Source organism: Micromonospora sp. C51 (assembly GCF_018070435.1).
Lineage (GTDB): Bacteria > Actinomycetota > Actinomycetes > Mycobacteriales > Micromonosporaceae > Micromonospora > Micromonospora sediminimaris.
Genome location: NZ_JAGPXQ010000068.1, coordinates 1 through 19,587, shown reverse-complemented (window position 1 = coordinate 19,587; position 19,587 = coordinate 1). Strand labels below are relative to the sequence as shown.

Annotated in this window: 18 protein-coding genes; 7 read left to right on the top strand and 11 right to left on the bottom strand. The window is 72.0% G+C overall.

Going from position 1 to position 19,587, the window contains the following annotated elements; translation table 11 throughout:
- The 4 genes from KBX50_RS31495 to KBX50_RS31480 form a co-directional block, all read right to left on the bottom strand.
- A partial coding sequence (locus KBX50_RS31495; protein ID WP_210941488.1) for a transglycosylase domain-containing protein occupies nucleotides 1–2,129 on the bottom strand: 2,129 nt, incomplete at its 3' end.
- Nucleotides 2,130–2,461: 332 nt separating this feature from the next.
- Nucleotides 2,462–3,271: a hypothetical protein gene (locus tag KBX50_RS31490; RefSeq protein ID WP_210941487.1), complete on the bottom strand. Its 810-nt coding sequence runs from the start codon at nucleotides 3,269–3,271 to the stop codon at nucleotides 2,462–2,464.
- 427 nt (nucleotides 3,272–3,698) lie between these two features.
- Nucleotides 3,699–4,808: an SPFH domain-containing protein gene (locus KBX50_RS31485; RefSeq protein ID WP_210941486.1), complete on the bottom strand. Its 1,110-nt coding sequence runs from the start codon at nucleotides 4,806–4,808 to the stop codon at nucleotides 3,699–3,701.
- A 4-nt stretch (nucleotides 4,809–4,812) separates the two neighbouring features.
- A complete protein-coding gene (locus KBX50_RS31480; protein WP_093407378.1) occupies nucleotides 4,813–5,283 on the bottom strand; it encodes an NfeD family protein in 471 nt (156 codons plus the stop codon).
- An 82-nt stretch (nucleotides 5,284–5,365) separates the two neighbouring features.
- Between KBX50_RS31480 and KBX50_RS31475 the strand changes: the two genes are divergently transcribed.
- Nucleotides 5,366–6,685: a serine hydrolase gene (locus KBX50_RS31475; protein WP_210941485.1), complete on the top strand. Its 1,320-nt coding sequence runs from the start codon at nucleotides 5,366–5,368 to the stop codon at nucleotides 6,683–6,685.
- 42 nt (nucleotides 6,686–6,727) lie between these two features.
- Here KBX50_RS31475 and KBX50_RS31470 read toward each other — a convergent pair whose 3' ends face one another.
- A complete protein-coding gene (locus KBX50_RS31470) occupies nucleotides 6,728–8,035 on the bottom strand; it encodes an AI-2E family transporter (protein WP_210941484.1) in 1,308 nt (435 codons plus the stop codon).
- Between the two features lie 76 nt (nucleotides 8,036–8,111).
- Nucleotides 8,112–8,924: a DUF3097 domain-containing protein gene (locus KBX50_RS31465; protein WP_210941483.1), complete on the bottom strand. Its 813-nt coding sequence runs from the start codon at nucleotides 8,922–8,924 to the stop codon at nucleotides 8,112–8,114.
- Between the two features lie 206 nt (nucleotides 8,925–9,130).
- On the opposite strand from KBX50_RS31465, the gene KBX50_RS31460 reads away from it, so the two are divergent.
- Nucleotides 9,131–9,925, top strand: coding sequence for a hypothetical protein (locus tag KBX50_RS31460; protein ID WP_093407386.1), 795 nt, complete (start codon nucleotides 9,131–9,133; stop codon nucleotides 9,923–9,925).
- A gap of 119 nt (nucleotides 9,926–10,044) precedes the next feature.
- Here the strand turns inward: KBX50_RS31460 and KBX50_RS33710 are convergent, their stop codons facing one another.
- Nucleotides 10,045–10,650, bottom strand: a complete 606-nt coding sequence (locus tag KBX50_RS33710) for a TetR/AcrR family transcriptional regulator (RefSeq protein ID WP_210941482.1) — start codon at nucleotides 10,648–10,650, stop codon at nucleotides 10,045–10,047.
- A 28-nt stretch (nucleotides 10,651–10,678) separates the two neighbouring features.
- Between KBX50_RS33710 and KBX50_RS31450 the strand changes: the two genes are divergently transcribed.
- Nucleotides 10,679–11,455: an alpha/beta fold hydrolase gene (locus KBX50_RS31450; protein WP_210941481.1), complete on the top strand. Its 777-nt coding sequence runs from the start codon at nucleotides 10,679–10,681 to the stop codon at nucleotides 11,453–11,455.
- A gap of 12 nt (nucleotides 11,456–11,467) precedes the next feature.
- Here the strand turns inward: KBX50_RS31450 and KBX50_RS31445 are convergent, their stop codons facing one another.
- The 4 genes from KBX50_RS31445 to fabG all read right to left on the bottom strand — a co-directional run bounded on the left by KBX50_RS31445 (nucleotide 11,468) and on the right by fabG (nucleotide 14,895).
- Nucleotides 11,468–12,337, bottom strand: coding sequence for an HAD-IIA family hydrolase (locus KBX50_RS31445; protein ID WP_210941480.1), 870 nt, complete (start codon nucleotides 12,335–12,337; stop codon nucleotides 11,468–11,470).
- Entirely contained in the window at nucleotides 12,286–13,317 is a 1,032-nt protein-coding gene (locus tag KBX50_RS31440) for a ferrochelatase (protein WP_210941479.1), read from the bottom strand. The genes KBX50_RS31445 and KBX50_RS31440 overlap by 52 nt, the downstream gene beginning before the upstream one ends.
- Nucleotides 13,318–13,396: 79 nt before the next feature.
- Complete coding sequence (gene fabI, locus KBX50_RS31435) at nucleotides 13,397–14,164, bottom strand: enoyl-ACP reductase FabI (protein WP_210941478.1); 768 nt, start codon at nucleotides 14,162–14,164, stop codon at nucleotides 13,397–13,399.
- 26 nt (nucleotides 14,165–14,190) lie between these two features.
- Complete coding sequence (gene fabG / locus KBX50_RS31430; RefSeq protein ID WP_210941477.1) at nucleotides 14,191–14,895, bottom strand: 3-oxoacyl-ACP reductase FabG; 705 nt, start codon at nucleotides 14,893–14,895, stop codon at nucleotides 14,191–14,193.
- A gap of 152 nt (nucleotides 14,896–15,047) precedes the next feature.
- Between fabG and KBX50_RS31425 the strand changes: the two genes are divergently transcribed.
- The 4 genes from KBX50_RS31425 to KBX50_RS31410 all read left to right on the top strand — a co-directional run bounded on the left by KBX50_RS31425 (nucleotide 15,048) and on the right by KBX50_RS31410 (nucleotide 19,117).
- On the top strand, nucleotides 15,048–16,331 hold the full coding sequence (locus KBX50_RS31425; RefSeq protein ID WP_210941476.1) for a sensor histidine kinase: 1,284 nt from the start codon (nucleotides 15,048–15,050) through the stop codon (nucleotides 16,329–16,331).
- The gene (locus KBX50_RS31420; RefSeq protein ID WP_210941475.1) at nucleotides 16,328–16,993 is read left to right on the top strand and encodes a response regulator transcription factor; all 666 of its coding nucleotides are present in this window, start codon (nucleotides 16,328–16,330) and stop codon (nucleotides 16,991–16,993) included. Before KBX50_RS31425 ends, KBX50_RS31420 begins: the two co-directional genes overlap by 4 nt.
- Before the next feature lie 97 nt (nucleotides 16,994–17,090).
- Nucleotides 17,091–17,993, top strand: coding sequence for an alpha/beta hydrolase (locus KBX50_RS31415; RefSeq protein WP_210941474.1), 903 nt, complete (start codon nucleotides 17,091–17,093; stop codon nucleotides 17,991–17,993).
- Nucleotides 17,990–19,117, top strand: coding sequence for an acyltransferase (locus KBX50_RS31410; protein ID WP_210941473.1), 1,128 nt, complete (start codon nucleotides 17,990–17,992; stop codon nucleotides 19,115–19,117). The genes KBX50_RS31415 and KBX50_RS31410 overlap by 4 nt, the downstream gene beginning before the upstream one ends.
- Nucleotides 19,118–19,587: the final 470 nt, after the last annotated feature.

The window sequence follows — 19,587 nt, the reverse complement described above, 5'->3', positions numbered from 1 at the left end:
GGGTCGGGGAGCGGATCGCGTTCGACCGGGCGGCGGGGGGTGCCGACGAGTTCGCGGCTGGGCGGGGTGAACGCCTGTTCCGGCTGGCCCTCGACCGCCGTGCCGATGATCCGGGCGACCGCGTCGATCACCCGGGCCTGCACGGCGGCACCGACGTGGTCGGTCGGATCGTCCGGGTTGGCGGCGATACCGGCGACCGCGACCTGCGGGGTGAAGCCGACGAAGCTCTCCGTGGCGGCCTGGTCGGAGCTGCCGGTCTTGCCGGCCACCGGGCGCCCGTCGAGAATCCGGTTCACGGCGGTGGCAGTGCCCCCGTTGCACTGCCCGAAGGCGGACTGCTGACCCACCGGGCAGCGCGCCGCGTCCGTTGCGGCGCGGGCCACGTCGGGGTCGAGCACCTCGCGGCAGTCCGGATCGCCGATTGGCAGCCGCTGGCCGTCCGGCGCGGTCACCGACACCACCGGCAGCGGCGCGCAGTACGTCCCCTCGGCCGCCACCGTCGCGTACGCGTTGGCCAGGTCGAGTGGGGTGGTGGCGGCCACGCCGAGGGTGAACGCGCCCCAGTCGGCCGCGTCGTTCTCGGCGAAGTCGGCGTCGGACTCGGCGCGGAAGGTGATGCCCAGTCGCTGGGCCATCTCGACCACCTTCTCCGGCCCGACCTGCTCGGCCAGCCAGACGAAGTAGGTGTTCACCGAGCGACCGAAGCCGTCCCACATCATCCGGTAGCCGTCCATCCACTCCGGGTTGGAGTTGGCCGGGCACCAGCGGCCGTCGCAGCTGCTCTCCCCCTCGGCCGGGTACCGGGTGGGCAGCCGACTCGGCGCGTCGAAGCCGGTGGACAGGGTCCGTCCGGATTCCAGCGCGGCGAGCATGGTGAACAGCTTGAAGGTGGAGCCCGCCTGGTAGCCGGCGACACCGGTGCCGCCGGAGATCAACGGATTGACGGTGTTCGGGTAGTTGACCTGCCCGTCGGGGTTGCCGTCGAGGCTGTAGTGCCGGTTGACCGCCATCGCCAGGACGCGACCGGTGCCGGGCTCGACGGCGGCGATCGGTACCGCACGCGGGTTGTCGTACCCGTAGATGTCGGTGGCCTGGCGCTGCGCGGTGGCCTGGATCTGCGGGTCCAGCGTGGTGACCACGCTGTAGCCGCCGCGCCGTAGCGCCTGCTCCCGCTCCTGCACGGTGTCGCCGAACTCCGGCTGACCGACCCACCAGCGGCGCAGGTAGTCGCAGAAGAAGCCCCATTCTCCGCCCCCGCCGGCGGTGGCGGCACAACCGTTGGCCTGCTCGCTCGGGTCCAGCGTCAACGTCTCGGCCCGGGCGTCGGCGGCCTGCGCAGCGGTGATCGCGCCGGTCTCGACCATGGAGTCCAGCACGTACCCCCGGCGCTCCAACGCCGCGTCGGCGTCGCCGTCGATCGGGCTGTACGCCTCCGGCGACTGCACCAGACCGGCGAGCAGCGCCGCCTCGGCGAGGGTCAGGTCGGCCGGCGCCTTGGAGAAGTAGCGCTGGCTCGCGGCGGCCACCCCGTACGCCCCGGAGCCGAAGTAGGCGATGTTGAGGTAGCGGTTGAGGATCTCGTCCTTGCCGAGACGCTGCTCCAGCGCGTTGGCGTACCGGATCTCCTGGAGCTTGCGCCCGATGGTCGGTTCGGTGGCCGCGGCCCGCTCTTCCGCCGTGCGGCTCGGATCGGTCTTGAGCACGTTGCGGACGTACTGCATGGTAAGCGTCGAGCCGCCCTGCCCGCTGCCCTCGGCGACGTTGCTGACCACCGCCCGGAGCATGCCGCGCAGGTCGACCCCGCCGTGCTCGTAGAACCGCCGGTCCTCGGCGGCCACGATGGCCTGGCGCATCACCGGCGCGATCTCCGCCAGCGCCACGTCGGTCCGGTTGACGTCGTAGAACGTGGTGATCAACGTCTTGCCGTCGTTGGCGTAGAGGTAGGACCGTTGCGGGGTGGCCGGGGTCCGCAACGCGTCGGGCAGCGCGGCGTAGTTCCCGAGTGCCGCCTTCGCGGCGAAACCGAGCAACAGGTTGCCCGGCAGCGCGGCGACCGCCAGGACCAGGCCGGCGAGTACTCCGGCCAGTACGACGGTGAACAGCCGCGACAGCGGCGTAGGGGTGGCCATGGTCCCCAGGATTGCCGCGAATGCCACCTTCCGGCCACCACAATCGGTCAGTTGTCAGGCAATTCACCGCTATTTGCCAGCTACTGCTGCGCTGGTCGTCGAGGAGATCGCCGGATTCGGGGCGAGCGCCGACAGGCGGCGCAGCCGGTCGCAGAACAGACAACGGTTCCGACTTGTCGGCAACCTGGCACGTCGACCTTGTCGGCAACTGGCGCGTCGACGCCCCGGTCCGGTCCGAACCGACGGATGTCCGCGCCGTCGCCGGCCAAACGGACGATGACCGTCAGGCACATGCCGCGCCATGCCGCCCGAGGGGCGGGTCGCCGGCCTGCTCAAGCCGTTCCGAGTGGGCCCGCGCCGCCGGGGCCCATCGGCGCGGGCGGACCGGCGGTGGCGACGCTGGCGCTGGTGGCGTCCCGGAGGATCTCCCGGGGCAGCAGGCGGCCCGAGCGGTAGCAGATGCCGATGCCGGAGATCAACACGAAGATCGCTCCGAAGGTCTGCAACGACCCGATCAACGCGCCGCCGAGGCCGAGCAGCGGGCTAGCGATGATCAGCATCGTTCCGTCCCCGATGCTGAACATCCCCGAGCGGGCCACCGCCCACCCGGTGAGCAGCCAGCCGGCGCTGTAGCAGGTGGCGCCCACCAGCACCAGCGATCGGGCGCTGGTGCCAAACACCGGAGTCTGCTCGGACAGCCCCGCGAAGGGCAGCATGAGCACCGTACCGGCGATGCTGACCAGCAGGCCGGCCACGGCGGCGTGCCGGCTGCGGGTGGCGGCGAGCAGCCCGGTCAGCCCGAGCAGGGCCAGCAGGCCGAGCCAGACCGCGGCAACCCAGCCGATCAGGTACAGCGCCCGGCCGTCGGCCGGATACGGGTCGTTGCCCACCCCACCGTCGCTGGCCATCGCCACTGCGCCGTAGAGGATGGCGTACGCCGGCAGCAACCAGACCGCAGCGCGGGCCAGCCGCCGCAGCGACCAGGCCCAGCTGGCGTTGGTGGCGGGCCCGGGTGGTGCCGGTTCGTCGATGAAGGGAAGAACGCCGAACCCCCCACCCGTACGCCGGGTGCCCATCGGTCCCTTCGGGTCGTGGGCTCCGGGCACTTCCGGCGTGGACCACAGCCGCCGCACCGGCTCCATGCGTCACCTCGCTCACCTGCGGGTGGTGCCGGGACGCGCCGAGGCGCCCCGATGCCTGGTCACCACCCGTACTAGGACCGATGGTGGCAGGCACCGGGACGCCTCATGAGCCTTTCTCGCATTTGCCGTCGGGGCCGAGCCCGGCCGGCGGAACCCGGCCCCGCCACTGCGCCAGACCACCGGTCAGACACCCGGTCGGTGCCCCGCCGTCGTGGTGCCCGGGTTGCGGCATCCCGCGCCCACCAGGCAGGCGGAGAGCGCGAGTCGCGGCATCCCGGGCCAACCAGCCACGTGCAGACCGCGAGTTGCGGCATCCCGGGCCATGTGGCGGCGGCGGAGACCGCGAATCAGGTCAGGGCGCGAACCCGGGCTCAGGACGCGAACCGGCCCGAACCGCCACAGCGGTTCGGGCCGGCACCGGATCGGGTCAGCCGCGCTCGCGCTGATCCGAGGTGTCGTTGAGCAGGGCAGCCGGGGAAACCGGCTCCGGCGCGGGCAGCCCTTGCGGGCTGTTGCCGCCGGTGGCCTGCGCCTCGGCTACGCGTACCTCGTTGTGGATCTCCTGGGCCGCCGCGGCGGCGGCCTGCGCGGCCTCCGCGGCCTCCCGCTCGACGGCGCTGGCATCGTCGGAGGCCTCCTTGCTCGGCGCGTCGCCGACCATCTGGCCCAGACCGCCGAGTGCGCCGCCCATACCCTCCAGGGCCCTGGTCAGCTCGGTCGGCACGATCCACACCTTGTTGGCCGTGCCGTTGGCGATCTGCGGCAGGGCCTGGAGGTACTGGTAGGCGAGCACCTTCTGGCTCGGGTTGGCCTGGTGGATGGCGTCGAAAACGGTACGGATCGCCTTCGCCTGACCTTCGGCCTGCAGGATCCGGGCCTGCCGGTCACCGTCGGCGCGCAGCACCGCCGCCTGCTTCTCACCCTCGGCCGAGAGGATCTGCGACTGCTTGTGCCCCTCGGCGTTCAGGATCGCCGCCCGGCGGTCCCGCTCGGCGCGCATCTGCTTCTCCATGGAGTCGCGGATGCTCGGCGGCGGCTCGATCGCCTTGATCTCCACCCGGGTCACCTTGATGCCCCAGCGACCGGTGGTCTCGTCCAGCACGCCGGAGAGGTGCCGGTTGATCTCTTCCCGGCTGGTAAGCGCCCGCTCCAGGTCCAGCGAGCCGATCACGTTACGCAGCGTGGTGACGGTCAGCTGCTCGATCGCCTGGAGGAAGTTGGAGATCTCGTAGGTGGCCCGGACGGAGTCCACCACCTTGAAGTAGAGGACGGTGTCGATCGACACGACCAGGTTGTCCGAGGTGATCACCGGCTGCGGCGGGAAGCTGACCACCTGCTCGCGCATGTCGACCTTGGTACGCACCGCGTCGATGAACGGCACGAGAATGTTGAGGCCGGGATTCAGCGTGCGCTTGTACCGGCCGAGCCGCTCGACGACGTCCTGACGCTGCTGCGGCACGATCCGCACCGACTTGGCCAGGGTGACCACGGCGATCAGCGCCACTGCTATCAATAGGGCGGGAACTACGAACTCCATCCGTTCACCTTTCCGCTTCGGGTAGCTCACCGGGAGTGGTGACGTCCCGCCAGACCAGGGCTACCGCTCCCTTGACCTGGATAACCTGCACCCGCTCGCCGGGTGCGAAAACCTGGGTGGCGTCGTAGGCGCGAGCGCTCCACACCTCGCCGTCGATCTTCACCATGCCCCGGTCGGCGTCCACGTGCTCAAGCACCAGGGCGGTCGAGCCCTCGATCGCCTCGACCCCGAAGGTGGTGTCGTCGCTGTCGGAGCTGGTCTGTTTGTGTCGTTGGATGACCGGTCGCGCGGCGAACACGGTCAGCGCGGAGACGACCGCGAAGACCACTGCCTGCACGGCCACCGGCGCACCCAGCGCGGCGGCGCCCGCAGCGGCGAACGCGCCGACCGCAAACATGATCAGGAACAGGGTCGCCGTGAAGATCTCAGCGACCGCCAGCACCACACCCAGCACGATCCACAACACGGCATCCACGTAACGATCGTGACATGTCCGTGCACGTGTCATCGAACTGTCATGATCTTAGAGCGACCCCACCGACATCGAGGGAGACTTCGTGCCCCTGCGTCCCGAAACCGCCCGGCAGGTCGACGCTCTGGTGGCCGACGCGCAGTCCGCCGGCCACATCCCATCGCTGATCATCGGCGTGGTCCGCGACGGCACGCTGGCCCATCTGGCCGCCGCCGGCACGCAGCCGCCCCCCGACGCCGATCTCCAGTACCGGATCGGCTCGATCACCAAGACGATGACCGCCGTGCTGGTGATGCAGGAACGCGACGCCGGCCGGCTGGCACTGGACGACCCGCTGCGCCGGCACCTGCCCGAGGCTGCCGCAGCCGGCGCGGTCACCCTGCGCCAGTTACTCGGACACGCCGGCGGTCTGCAACGCGAACCCGACGGCCCGTGGTGGGAACGCAGCGAGGGCGTCGACCTGACCGCTCTGCTGACCGGGTTCACCACCGCGAAGGTCGCGCATCCGCCGCACCGGGTCTGGCACTACTCCAACCTGGCGTACGGGCTGCTCGGCGGCGCGCTGGAGCGGGTCACCGGTACGCCCTGGGCCCAACTGGCGCAGGAGCGGATCCTGGAGCCGCTCGGACTGCACCGCACCACCTACGTGGCCACCGAGCCGTTCGCCCGGGGCTACGTGCTGCACCCCTGGCACGACACGCTACGGGAGGAGCCACGAACCGACAGCCGGGCGATGGCGCCGGCCGGTCAGCTCTGGTCCACCGTCACCGATCTCGCCCGCTGGGCGGCTTTCCTCGCCGACCCGGATCCGGCCGTGCTCAGCCCCGCCACCCTCGACGAGATGTGCGCTCCGGTGATCCTCAGCGACCTGGACGCCTGGCGCGGCGGATACGGCCTCGGTATCCAGCTCACCCGCGACGGCGACCGGGTCCACGTCGGGCACGGCGGCTCGATGCCCGGTTACGTCGCCACGCTGGCCGTGCACCGACCCAGCCGCACCGGCGTCGTCGGCTTCGCCAACTCGTACGGCTTCCGCACCGGTGCGATCGGGCCGCTCGGCCACCGGGTCCTCACCCACGTGCTCGACGTCGAGCCCGCGCCGACCCGGCCGTGGAAGCCGGCCGCGGCCCCACCGCCGGCCGATCTGGCCCCGCTGACCGGCCGCTGGTGGTGGATGGGTACCGCGCTCGACGTCAGCTGGGACCACACCACCGGAGAGCTGGTCGGCGCGTCACGCGGCGACCGGATCAGCCGCTACGCCCCGGAGGGGCCCGACCGGTGGCGCGGCGTCAGCGGCGTCGAGAACGGCGAGGTCCTGGCGGTGTTGCGCGACGAGACAGGTCGCCCGGTCGCGCTGGACATCGCCACCTTCGTCTTCACCCGTTCCCCGGACGACGAACCCTGATCCGGCGTGACGTACCTCGCCCGGCCGACCGGGCGAGGTACGTCAGGCCGGGGTGGAGCGGACCACCACCGCCTCCGGCACCTCCGGCACCGGTGGCGTCGGTGTGGGTGTCGGCGTGGGCGGCGTCGGCCGTTGCCGGGACAGGCGCCGCACGGCGGTGTTGAGCACCGCGATCAGCGGTACGGCGACGAGCGCGCCGACGATGCCCTCCAGCACCACCCCGGCGGTCACCGCCAGCACCACGGGCAGCGGATGCAACGCCACCGCCCGACCCATGATCCACGGTTGCAGGACGTTGCCCTCCACCTGCTGCACCACGATCACCGCACCGAAGATGATCAGGGCGGTGACCCAGCCGGCGTCCACCAACGCCACGAGGACCGCGACCGCGCCGGACAGCGTCGCGCCGACGATCGGGATGAACGCGCCGAGGAACACGAGCGCTGTCAGTGGGAAGGCGAACGGCACGTCGAACAGCACCAGGGCGATCCCGATGCCCACGGCGTCGATGAACGCCACCAGCACCGTGGCGCGTACGTAGGCGACCAGGGTCCGCCAGGAGGCCCGGCCGGCGTCGTCGACCCGCCAGCGGGCGGCGACCGGGAACGTCCCGACCAGGAACCGCCAGATCCGGTCGCCGTCGCGGAGGAAGAAGAACGTGGCGAACAGCACCAGCAGCGCGCCGGTGAACACCTCGACCACGGTGCCTGCCGTCGCGAGCGCATTGCTGGTCAACGCCTGCGAGTTCTCGTTGATCCAGTTCTGCCCGGCCTCGATGTACCTGTCGAGTTGGGTGTCGGAGAGGTTCAACGGACCGTCGCGCAGCCAGGTCTGGATCTGCCCGATGCCGGCCGCGGCGCTGGCGCTCAGCTCCGGCAGGCCCGCGATGAACTCGTTGACCACCAGGGTCAGCGTGCCGACCACAGCGGCCAGCCCGCCGATGAGCACCACGGCGGTGGCCAGCGTACGCGGCAACCGGGCGCGCAGCAGCCAGCCGACGGCCGGCGCCAGCAGGGCGGCGAGCAGCAACGCCACCAGCAACGGGACGATGACGACACGGATCGCGCCGAAGACCCGCAGCAACGCCCAGCCGACGATCCCGATGACCAGGAGCCGCCACGACCAGGCGGCGGCGATGCGCAGCCCCCTCGGCACGTCCGCGTCGTCGCGGCTGGTCGTGGAGACGGCCGCGTCGTCCGTCGGCGTCACCGGTTCGGGAATCAGCCGATCCCGCTCGGCCGCCCGCTCGATGCGCCGCGCGTTCTCCCGCTCGCGGGCCGCACGCACCGACTCGCGTCCCGTCGCGTACGCCTGACGCAACCGCTGTCGCAGTTGCTCTAACCGGCTCACGTGCGTACCCCCGGGGGTGGTAGGGATCAGGCCGTTCACGGTAGCGGTCGACGACCTCGCCGGTGGGACCGGCGGCTCAGTCCGGTTCGGTCACGAAGTCGATCAGCCGCTCCATCGCGTTGATCAGCGGCGTCTCCACGTCAGCGAAGCTGTCCACCCGGGACAGGATCAGCCGCCACAGTTCGGCCGGTTCGGCGACACCGAGCGCGGTGCAGACGCCTTCCTTCCAGGGCCGTCCCGGCGGCACCACCGGCCACGCCGCGATGCCCAGCGCGGCCGGTTTCACCGCCTGCCAGACGTCGACGTAGGGGTGACCGGTGACCAGGACGTGCGGCGAGTTGACCCGGGCCACGATGCGGCTCTCCTTGGAGCCGGGCACGAGGTGGTCGACCAGCACACCCAGCCGACGGCCCGGGCCCGGCCCGAAGTCGCGGACCTCGGCGTCGAGTGCGTCGATGCCGGACAGCGGTTGCACCACCACACCCTCGATGCGCAGGTCGTCGCCCCAGATCCGCTCAACGAGGGCGGCGTCGTGCACACCCTCGACCCAGATCCGGCTCGCCCGGGCGACCCGGGCGCGTACCCCGTCCACCGCGACCGACCCTGACGCGGTGCGCCGCCGGGCCGCCGGCACCGGCGGCCGGGTGGGACGGCGCAGGGTGACCGGGCGACCGTCGAGCAGGAACGCCGCCGGCAACAGCGGAAAGTTACGCCGCCGACCGTGCCGGTCCTCCAGCACCACCGCGCCGGATTCGAAGCCGACGACCGCCCCGCAGAAGCCGGATTCGGCGTCCTCGACCACGAGTTCCGCTTCGGCGTCGATCTCCGGGGTCACCTTCCGCCGCCGCCAGTCCCCCGCCAACACGTCCTCGCCGTACCGCCGCCCCATCCCGCCACGCTAATCCCGCCGCCACCACGCCCCCAACCCCGACACACCCGACCCTCGGCCAGACGAACGCGATCATGCAGTTGTGGCACGTGACAAAAGACGCGAAGAATAACCAATCGCGCGCCACAACTGCATGATCGGCGCGACGGGGAGGCGGCGGCGCGGCAGTCGAGACACGGACGGGCGTCACCACGTACTCTTTCGGCATGTCCACCCCCGCTGCGGGTGCGGCCATCCTCGCGCCGCGCCGGTCGAGCCGGTTCGTTGCCTGGGTGCGCGCGTGGCGCGCCGGGTTGGTGCCCTTCGACGAGGTCGCCGACGCCGTCGCCGGCACCGAGGAGCACCTGGTCGCCGACGCGCCCGGCACCTGGACCGACGTACCGCTACGGGAGGCGCTGCCCACCCTGGCCAAGCTCTCGCCGGACGAGATCCGGCTGGTGCTGCCGGCGCCGGGCGACCCGCGCGGCCTACCCGGCCCGGGCGACTTCGCCGGTGCCGCGCTGGTTGCCGGCGAGGCCGTGATAGCCGGCGGGCTGGGGCTGATCCCCGAGGTACGCGTACACACCTCCGGTTCCGGCGACACCTTCGAGACGGTGCTCTGGCGAGTGCACCCGCTGCCGGCGGACGCTCCCGCCGCCTGCCTCACCCTGCCCGGCGCCGCCGAAGCGGAGGCGGAGCTGGCCGCCGCACTGGCCGACACCACCGCCGCGCTCACCCGCCTCGACGTGGCCCAGTGGCGTCCGGAGTTGGCCGGCGCCCTGGAGGCGTTGCGTCGCCCCGACGGCACCACCGACCTGCCCCCCGGGTTCGACCCGCGCTCGCGCCGACTGTTCGCCCGCGCCGCCGTGCTCGACCGGGTCCTCGCCCTCGCCGGGCACGCGGCACCCGGCGGCGCGGTCAACAACTACGAGGCCCAGCAGCGCGACGCCGCCCTGCGCCCGCTCACCGCCGCCTGCCGTCAGGCCCTCGTCGCCGCCTGCAACGCCCCCCTGCGTCCCTGACCCCACCCCCGCACCCGGCACCCGGCACCCGGCGATCTTGCAGTTTTGGTGGGGACAAAAGCGGTTGAAGGCCGCATTGTGGCGACCACAAGTGCAAGATCGCGGGTGTGGGTGGCCGTTCAGGGAGCGTGCGCGGCGAGGAAGATCCGGACTGCCTCGTCGGCCCAGCGATGCAGTTCCGCCTCGGAGAAGGACACGCGGACGGCGAACATCGCCTCGTTCAACGGGATCGACAGGATCAGATAGTTCAGGTACTGCGCCGCGAGCAGTGGGTCCGGCGCGCGCAGCAGGCCCCGCTCGGCGAGACGGGTGATGGCCCTGGCGAGAGTGACGTGGCCACGTTCGGGCGCGGCGCGGTGCCACGCCCGGGCCAGCTCAGGAAAGCGGCCCGCCTCGCCGATCAGCATCCGACGCAACTGGAGCAGGTGCGGGGCGGTGACCGTGGCGATGTGCTCACGGGCGAAGGCCCGCAGGTCCCGCGGGAGATCGTCGGAGTCGGCCAGGGCCTCGACGTACGCCGAGCCGGCCCGCTCGGCCTCGGCGATCGCGCCGGTGAACACCGCCTCGAAGAGGCCGTGTTTGTCGGTGAAGTGCGCGTACACGGTCACCTTGGAGACACCGGCGCGGGCGGCGATCCGGTCCATCCCGGCAGCCACATAGCCGTGTTCGAGGAACTCGATCAGGGCGGCGTCGAGGATCCCGCGCCGGTTGACGTCCTTTCCCACGCCGTAACTGTACTGTACGGTTCAGTTCATGCCGATGGTCACCTCACGGGACGGCACGCGCATCGCCTACCAACGCGAGGGTGCCGGCCCCCCGCTGATCCTCATCGACGCCGCCGGGCACTTCCGCGCCAACAGCCCACTCGGTGAGCTCGCCGACCTGCTCATGCCCGACTTCACTGTCTACCGCTACGACCGTCGTGGGCGTGGGGACAGTGACGACACACCGCCCTACGCCCCCGAACGCGAGGTCGAGGACCTCGCCGCACTGATCGCCGTGGCGAACGCGCCCGCCGCGTTGTACGGGTACTCCTCGGGGTGTCTGCTCGCGTTGCACGCGGCCGCCGCCGGCCTCGACGTGCGGCGGCTGGTCCTGTTGGAGCCACCGCTTAGCGTCGACGACGACGAAGCCGCCCAACGGGCCTTCACCGCTGAGCTGAGCCGACTGGGCGGCGCCGAGGCGGTGACGTTCTTCCTGACCTCCATCGGCGTACCTGAGCAGCTGCTGGCCGGGATGCGCGACACCCCACACTGGAACGCCATGGTCTCGGTGGCGCACACCCTGGCGTACGACAGCCTGCTCAGCGAAGCCACCGGGCCGACGGTGCTCGCCCGGGTCACCACCCCGGCGCTGGTCCTGCACAGCGCCGGCAGCACCGACGACCTGGCCGAGATGGCTGCCACCACGGCCGGCCTGCTGCCCGCCGCCGAGCAGCGCGGCCTGCCCGGCGAGTGGCACGGTGTGCCGGCGACCGTCCTCGCCCCGGTGCTCACCGAATTCCTGTGCCGCGACGCGGCACGCCAGTGACCAGGTGCCGGCTCAGACCTCGTCGATCAGGTCGGCGACCGAGTTGACGATGCGGGAGGGGCGGTACGGATAGCGTTCCGCCTCCGCCCGGGAACTGATCCCGGTCAGCACCAGGATGGTCTCCAGCCCGGCTTCCAGGCCACAGAGGATGTCGGTGTCCATCCGGTCACCGATCATCGCGGTGCTCTCCGAGTGTGCGTTGATCGTGTTCAGGGCCGACCGCATCATCATCGGATTGGGCTTGCCGACGAAGTACGGCTCCACTCCGGTGGCTTTCGAGATCATCGCGGCCACCGAGCCGGCGGCCGGCAGGGCACCCTCCACCGAGGGCCCGGTGGCGTCGGGGTTGGTGCAGATGAACCGCGCCCCGTCGTTGATCAACCGCACCGCCTTGGTGATCGCCTCGAAGCTGTAGGTGCGGGTCTCCCCCAGCACCACGTAGTCGGGGGCGAAGTCGCTGAGCACGTAGCCCACCGCGTGCAGAGCGGTGGTCAGCCCGGCCTCCCCGATGACGTACGCGGTGCCGCCCGGCCGCTGGTCGGCCAGGAACTGGGCGGTGGCCAGGGCGGACGACCAGATCGCCTGCTCCGGCACGTCCAGGCCCATCCGAGCCAACCGGGCCTGCAGGTCGCGCGGGGTGTAGATGGAGTTGTTGGTCAGCACCAGGAACGGCTTGCCGGAGGCACGCAGCCGCTTGACGAACTCCGGCGCGCCCGGCACCGGCTGGCCCTCGTGCACCAGCACGCCGTCCATGTCGCTGAGCCAGCTCTCGACGGGCTTACGGTCCTGCATGATCATCCCCAGGGGTGTCGTCGGGTTCGCCGCGGCGGTCAGGACGGACGGCGGGGTGGGACGCAGCAGACCGTGGGACAGGTGTCCCACATCGGCAGCTCACCCAGCCGACGACGCAGCTCCGCGCCGTCCGGGTCGATCCGTTCCCGCACCAGTTCCCGCACCATGGTCACGTAGCGCGGGTCGGTGCCGGGGGTACCGGCGCGGACGAAGTCCACCCCGAGCCGCTTGGCCGTGTCCAACGCCTCGGTGTCCAGGTCCCACACCACCTCAAGGTGGTCCGAGACGAAACCGATCGGGCTGACCACCACCCCGGTCACGCCCTGCTCGGCGAGCGTCTCCAGGTGGTCGTTGATGTCCGGCTCCAGCCACGGCACGTGGGGCGGGCCCGACCGGCTCTGCCAGACCAGGTCGTACGGCAGGTCCGGGGCCGCCGCCGCGTGCACCAGACGCGCCGTCTCGGCGAGTTGGGCGGTGTACCGGCCGCCGTGCGGGCCGGCGCTGTCGGCCGCCGAGATCGGCACCGAGTGTGCGGTGAACACGAGCCGGGTGCTGTCCCGCCGCGCCGGGTCGAGTTGGGCGAGCGCGGAGCGCACCGCGTCGACGTGCGGCTCGACGAAGCCGGGATGATCCCAGAACTGGCGTAGCTTCTCGATCACGGGCGCGTCCGGGCCGACCGCCGCCCGCGCGGCGGTGATGTCCTCCTGGTACTGCCGGCAGGAGGAGTATCCGCCGAAGGCGCTGGTGACGAAGGCCAACGCCCGTCGTACGCCGTCGTCGCGCATCTGGGCCACCGTGTCGGCGAGCATCGGATCCCAGTTCCGGTTGCCCCAGTACACCGGCAGGTCGATCCCGTTGGCGGCGAAATCGGCGCGGACCGCCGCCAACAGCTCGCGGCACTGCTGGTTGATCGGGGAGACCCCGCCGAAGTGGTGGTAGTGCTCGGCGACCTCGGCCAGCCGCTCCGGCGGGACGCCCCGCCCCCGGGTCACGTTCTGCAGGAACGGCAGCACGTCGTCGGGCCCTTCCGGGCCACCGAAGGACACCAGCACCACCGCGTCGTACGCCATGGGTCCATTCTTGCCGGTGGCCTGCGGCGTCCCGGCAACGCCCCCGGGTCCCGGTCGTTAACAGCGCCCCGGCCACACCTCAGGCGCCGACTGCGTGGTACCCGCCGTCGACGTGCACGATCTCGCCGGTGGTCGCCGGGAACCAGTCCGACAGCAGGGCGAGACAGGCCCGGGCGGCCGGTTCCTGGTCGGTGAGGTCCCAGCCCAGCGGGGCACGTCCGGCCCAGGCGTCCTCGAACTGCTCGAAGCCGGGGATGGACTTCGCGGCCATGGTGCGCAGCGGACCGGCGGCCACCAGGTTGCTGCGGATGCCCTGCTTGCCCAGGTGCAGGGCGAGGTAGCGGGAGGCCGACTCCAGCCCGGCCTTGGCCACGCCCATCCAGTCGTACACCGGCCACGCCTGGCTGGCGTCGAAGGTCAGGCCGACCACCGAGCCGCCCGACGACATCAACGGCAACGCGGCTACCGCCAGGGACTTGTAGGAGTACGTCGACACGTGCAGCGCCGTCGCCACGTCGTCCCAGGAGGCGTCGAGGAACCCGCCACCGAGGCAGCTCTGCGGGGCGAAACCAATCGAGTGCACCAACCCGTCGAGGCCGTCGACGTGCTCGTGGACCTTGTCGGCCAGCCCGGCGAGATGCTCGGGGTCGGTCACGTCCAGCTCGATCACGGGTGCCGGCTCGGGCAGCCGCTTGGCGATCCGCTCCACCAGTGACAGTCGGCCGTAGCCGGTCAGCACGACCTGGGCGCCGTTCTCCTGGGCGAGCTTGGCCACCGAGAAGGCGATCGAGGCGTCGGTGATGACGCCGGTGACGAGCAGCCGCTTACCGGCCAGCAGTCCGGACATTACGCTCATTCCTCCGTGCTCAGGATTCAGTGACCCATGCCCAGGCCACCGTCGACCGGGATGACCGCGCCGGAGACGTACCCGGCGCTGTCGCCCGCCAGCCAGGTGACCACCGCGGCGACCTCGTCCGGATTGGCCATCCGACCCGCCGGGATCGACTTGAGGATCTCGGCCTTGCGCTGGTCGGTCAGCCCGGCGGTCATGTCGGTCTCGATGAAGCCCGGCGCGACCACGTTGGCGGTGATGTTCCGGCCACCCAGCTCCCGGGTGATCGAGCGGGCCACCCCGACCAGGCCGGCCTTGCTGGCCGCGTAGTTGACCTGGCCGGCGCCGCCGGACAGGCCGACCACCGAGGAGACGAAGATCATGCGCCCCCACCTGGCCCGCAGCATCTTCCCGGAGGCCCGCTTGGCGCAGCGGTACGCGCCGGTCAGGTTGGTGTTCAGCACCCGGGTGAACTGCTCCTCCGACATCCGCAGCAGCAGCGTGTCGTCGGTGATGCCCGCGTTGGCGACCAGCACCTCCACCGGCCCCAGCTCCGCTTCCACCGCTGCGAAGGCCGCCTCGACGGACTCGCTGTCGGTGATGTCACATCGCACGCCGAACAGCCCGTCCGGGGCCCCGCTGCCCCGGTGGGTGATCGCCACCCGGTCACCCTGCTTGGCGAAGGCCTGGGCGATGGCCAGACCGATCCCCCGGTTGCCCCCGGTAACCAGCACAGTTCGCGACACGGTGCGTCCCCTCCCAAAGATCGCTGCGGCTTGGAGACTAGGCGCTACCGCACAGTAATCACTAACCGCCGCACGTCATACCCGGGTACCACTGGATGGATCACTCCCTGGTCGCACGACGGAGCCGGCCACTCGAACTACCCTGCCGGGATATGGACCGCAGTACCGTCCGTGTCGCCCTGGCGGGGCTGCGCCGCACCGTGATGGGACCGGACTATCCGGCGAGGCGCCCACCGCTGGACCGGTTGCGGCACCGGCCCCGCACCGCCGCCGTGCTGCGCACGATCGGGCTGCTGGTGCTGCTCGGGCTGGCCCTGATCACCGCGCAGTTCCTGCTGGAAACCCGGCGCCTGCCCATCGCCACCGCGTGGGTCATCGCGCTGCTCACCGTCGCGCCGCTACCCCTGCTGCCCACCCGACCACTGCTGGCCTGGCGGATCATGTTCATCGGGCAGCTCTTCGGCACCTTCAACCGGCGCACGACGGACGACGCCGTGGTGCTCGGACCCGCCACCTACGAGTTCTGGCCGTGGAACCCGACGCAGGTCCTGGTCATCGTCGTCGTGCTGATCACCGTGGCGGCACGGGTCGACCGGGCCGTGCTCGCCTGGACGGGACTGTTCAGCCTGCTGCCGGTCTGGATATTCGTGCCGCCGGGCAATCAGGTGGGCGTCACCCTGCTGTTCGTGGTGCTGCTCATCGTCGGCGACCTGCTGCGGCACAACCTGCTCACCCGACGGGCGCTGGCCGAGCAGGCCGAGGTGAGCGAGTTGGAGAAGGCGAGGCGGGCGGTGCTGGAGGAGCGCACCCGCATCGCGCGGGAGCTGCACGACGTGGTCGCGCACCACATGTCACTGATCGCGGTGCAGGCCGAAAGCGCGCCGTACCGACTCGCCGTGCCCGAACCGGCCCGGGCCGAATTCAGCTCCATCGCCGAGGCCGCCCGGGCGGCGCTTACCGACATGCGGCGGCTGCTGCACGTGCTGCGCAGCGAGTCGGAGGGCATTCGGACCGCCCCGCAGCCGACGCTTGCTGAACTACCCGCCCTGGTGGCCGCCGCACGGCGGGCCGGCATGACAGTGGAACTGGACAGCGGCATCGCCGCCGAGCCGCCAGCACCGGTCGGGCTGGCCGCCTACCGGATCGTTCAGGAAGGGCTGGCCAACGCGGCCCGCCACGCGGCCGGCGCAGAGGTGCGCGTCACGGTCCGCGATCGCCCCGGCGCCCTGACGGTACGCATCCAGAACGCCGCCAGCGGGACCCCGGCCAGCCCGGACGCACGCGGTGGCGGACAGGGGCTGACCGGCATGCGCGAGCGGGTCCTCGCCCTCGGCGGCAGCTTCACCGCCTGTCCCACCGCCGACGGCGGCTACGCGATCGACGCGCTGCTGCCGGCCGGCCCGCCGCCATCCGACGAGCCGAAGGACCCAACATGACGATCCGGGTGCTGATCGCCGACGACCAGGCGATGGTTCGGCAGGGCTTCGGCGCCCTGCTGGCCGCCCAGCCGGACCTGCTGGTGGTCGGCGACGCCGCCGACGGCGCTCAGGCGGTCGCGCAGGCCCGCCGACTCGACCCCGACGTGGTGCTGATGGACGTGCGGATGCCGGTGCTCGACGGCCTCGCCGCGACCCGCAAACTCCTCGGCGACCGGCCGAGCGACAGGCCACGTGTGCTCATCCTCACCACCTTCGACCTGGACGACTACGTCTACGAGGCGCTGCGCGCCGGAGCCAGCGGCTTCCTGCTCAAGGACGCCCCCGCCGCCGACCTGATCCACGCGGTACGCGTCGTCGCCAGCGGTGACGCGCTGCTCGCCCCGACGGTCACCCGCCGCCTGATCGCCGAATTCGCGGCCCGGCCACACCGGCAGCGGCCCCGACCCACAGTCCTCGCCGCGCTCACCCCACGCGAGACCGAGGTGCTGCGGCTGATCGCCCAGGGGCGCTCCAACACCGAGATCGCCGCCGAACTGGTCGTCGCGGAGCAGACCGTCAAGACCCACGTCGGCCGGATCCTGGCCAAGCTCCAATTGCGCGACCGCGCCCAGGCCGTCGTGCTCGCGTACGAGACCGGACTGGTCGCCGCCGGAGAGTAGCTCCAGCGTGGTAGCCACGAACGGCTCCCCGGGTTGACGACCGGCACCACACCGCCGACACATCCTGCCCTCCACGACCAGGTGGAGGGAGCACGTGATGGTGGGCAGGAAAATGGTCCGGCTAAGCCTCACGGCGATGCTGGCGACCGGGCTGGTACGGCCACCGACGGTGCCGCCCGACGCCGCCCCGGCCGGCTTCGTCGAGGCGTACCCGTCGACTGCCGCCGCGATGCAGGCCGCCGGAGCGCCGTACGCCCGCTGGGCCGCGCAGGGGCGGCAGTTCCTGGCCTTCGACCCGCACGGCGACGGCCGGGCCGTCGAGGTCCTCGGTGACCTCGCCAGCGCCGATCGGGTCGTGGTGCTGGTGCCCGGCGTCGGTACCCGGCTCGCCGACTTCGACCGAGGGCTGGGCGGAGTGCCCCGGCGCGCCCCGGCCCAGCAGGCCCGAGACCTGCGCGCCGCCTTGCACGCCGCCGATCCGCACGCCAGGGTGGCCGTCCTGGCCTGGCTCGGCTACGACCCGCCCGACGGCATCGCCACCGCAGCCACCCCGGTTGCCGCCCGCCGGGGTGCCGACCAGCTCGGTGACCACCTGCGGACACTGGCCGGGCAGCTACCGGCCACCCGCATCACGCTGGTGGGGCACAGCTACGGCGCGCTTGTCGTCGGGCTGGCCGCCATGGACGCCCCGCCGCAGGTCACCGACGTGGTCACCCTCGGCGGTGTGGGTGTCGGCGCGGAGCACGCCGACCAATTCGGCCCGGTCCGCGTCTGGGCGGCCGAGGCACCGGACGACTGGATCCGGCGGGTGCCCCAGCTCCGCCTGCCCGGGTTGGGACACGGGGTCCGGCCGGCCGACGCCTCCTTCGGTGCGCGGCCGCTGCCGGCCGCCTCGACCGGCCACGACGGTTACCTGCTGCCCGGCGGGCCGACCCTCTCGGCAATCGCCGAGGTGGTGCTGTGTGGTGCGACAGGCACAGCGGCGGGAGCGACCCGATGAGAGGTCAGCGCACCGCCCACCGACCGGCTCGGGACCCCCTCGTCGACGGGCTGCGCGCATTCGCCGTCGCCGGAGTGGTGCTCGGTCATTGGCTCGTCACCGGCCTGGTACTCGACGCGGAAGGCGCGCTGAACCTGGCCAGCCCGCTCACCACGATGCCGACCCTGGCCCCGGTCAGCTGGGTGTTGCAGACCGTCGGGCTGTTCTTCTTCGCCGCTGGTCACGCCTCCGCCCGGTCGGCTGACCGGCATTCCGGTCCCGCTTGGGTGACACACCGGCTGCGGCGGCTGCTCCTGCCCGCGATCGCCCTGCTCGGCACCGGGTCAGCCGTACTGCTGGCCGCTGCCGTCGCCGGCGTCCCCGACGGCACCCTGTCGGTGGCGCTGACCCTGGCGATCAGCCCCCTCTGGTTCCTGGCCCCCCTGCTGGCCCTGGTGGTCCTCACCGGCCCGCTGCGCGCCGCCGTACACCGCTGGGGCACGCCGCGCTGCGCGGTCACCGCGGCGGCCGTGGTGGCCAGCGCCGACCTGGCCGTGCGGCTGCTCCCGGCCGGCACCTGGCTGCCACCGGTGACGGTGCTGGCAGCCTGGGCCGTGCCGTACCTGCTGGGACTGGCCCACGCGGACGGCCGACTGAGCCGACGGCGTGACGCCCGCTGGCTGGCTGCCACCGGGGCGGTCGGACTGGCCACCGCACTCGCCCTCGGCTATCCGGTCAGCGCGGTCGGGATCCCCGGCGAGGGCCGATCCAATCTCGATCCGCCATCGTTGCTCGTGGTGGCGCTCGCGGTGACCCAGACAGGTCTCGGCCTGTTGGCCCGGCCGACACTGGTGCGACTGCTGTCCCGGCCGCTGCCTCGCAGGCTGGCCAGCGGGATCAACCGGCATGCGGTACGCATCTACCTCTGGCACCAGCCGGTGCTGGTCGCGGTGGTGGTGCTCGCCGCACACGGCGGGACCGCCCTGTCGGGGCTGCACACCGCGCCGGACGATCCGAGATGGTTGCTGGCCCGGATCGGTTGGCTGCCGGTGCTCACCGCCGTGCTGGTGCTGCTCGTCCGGCGCGGCGAGCCCCGGCCGACGACGGCACCGGTCAGCGGCGGCCGGGCCGCCGTCGACCGATGAACGGGCGCGTTCCCGTCGGCCGGTCGGCCGAGTGGGCCGGGCGCAAACCCGGGTGTACGATGATCCGCGTTTGTGGGTCGCTCGGCGGCCCGCGTCGCCCCGGAATCCGACCGCAGGAGGTGATCGCTGTGCGAGATAGCGATCCTCCCAGTCGTGGCCGGGCCGACCGCCAGCCACGCTGAGCCCCGCTCCGCCTGAGCTGGCCCGCTCCCCCGGTATCCGTCCCACCGCCCCGCACCCCTGTCGCGGCGGCCGATCCGACGGGTACCGCCGGAAAGCACCCCGGTCACGACTTCCGTGTGCGCGTCCCGATCCACCCCTCCCGCGGTCCGCCCTCCCCGGGCCGCCGAGCCGCCACGTCGGAGCTGTCATGAGCCGCTACGTCGCCCCGCTGGGCTTCACCCTCGCCGCCGTCTGGGTAGCCGTCCTCTTCTTCCTGGCCAGCGCCACCCACTGACCAACCGCCACCC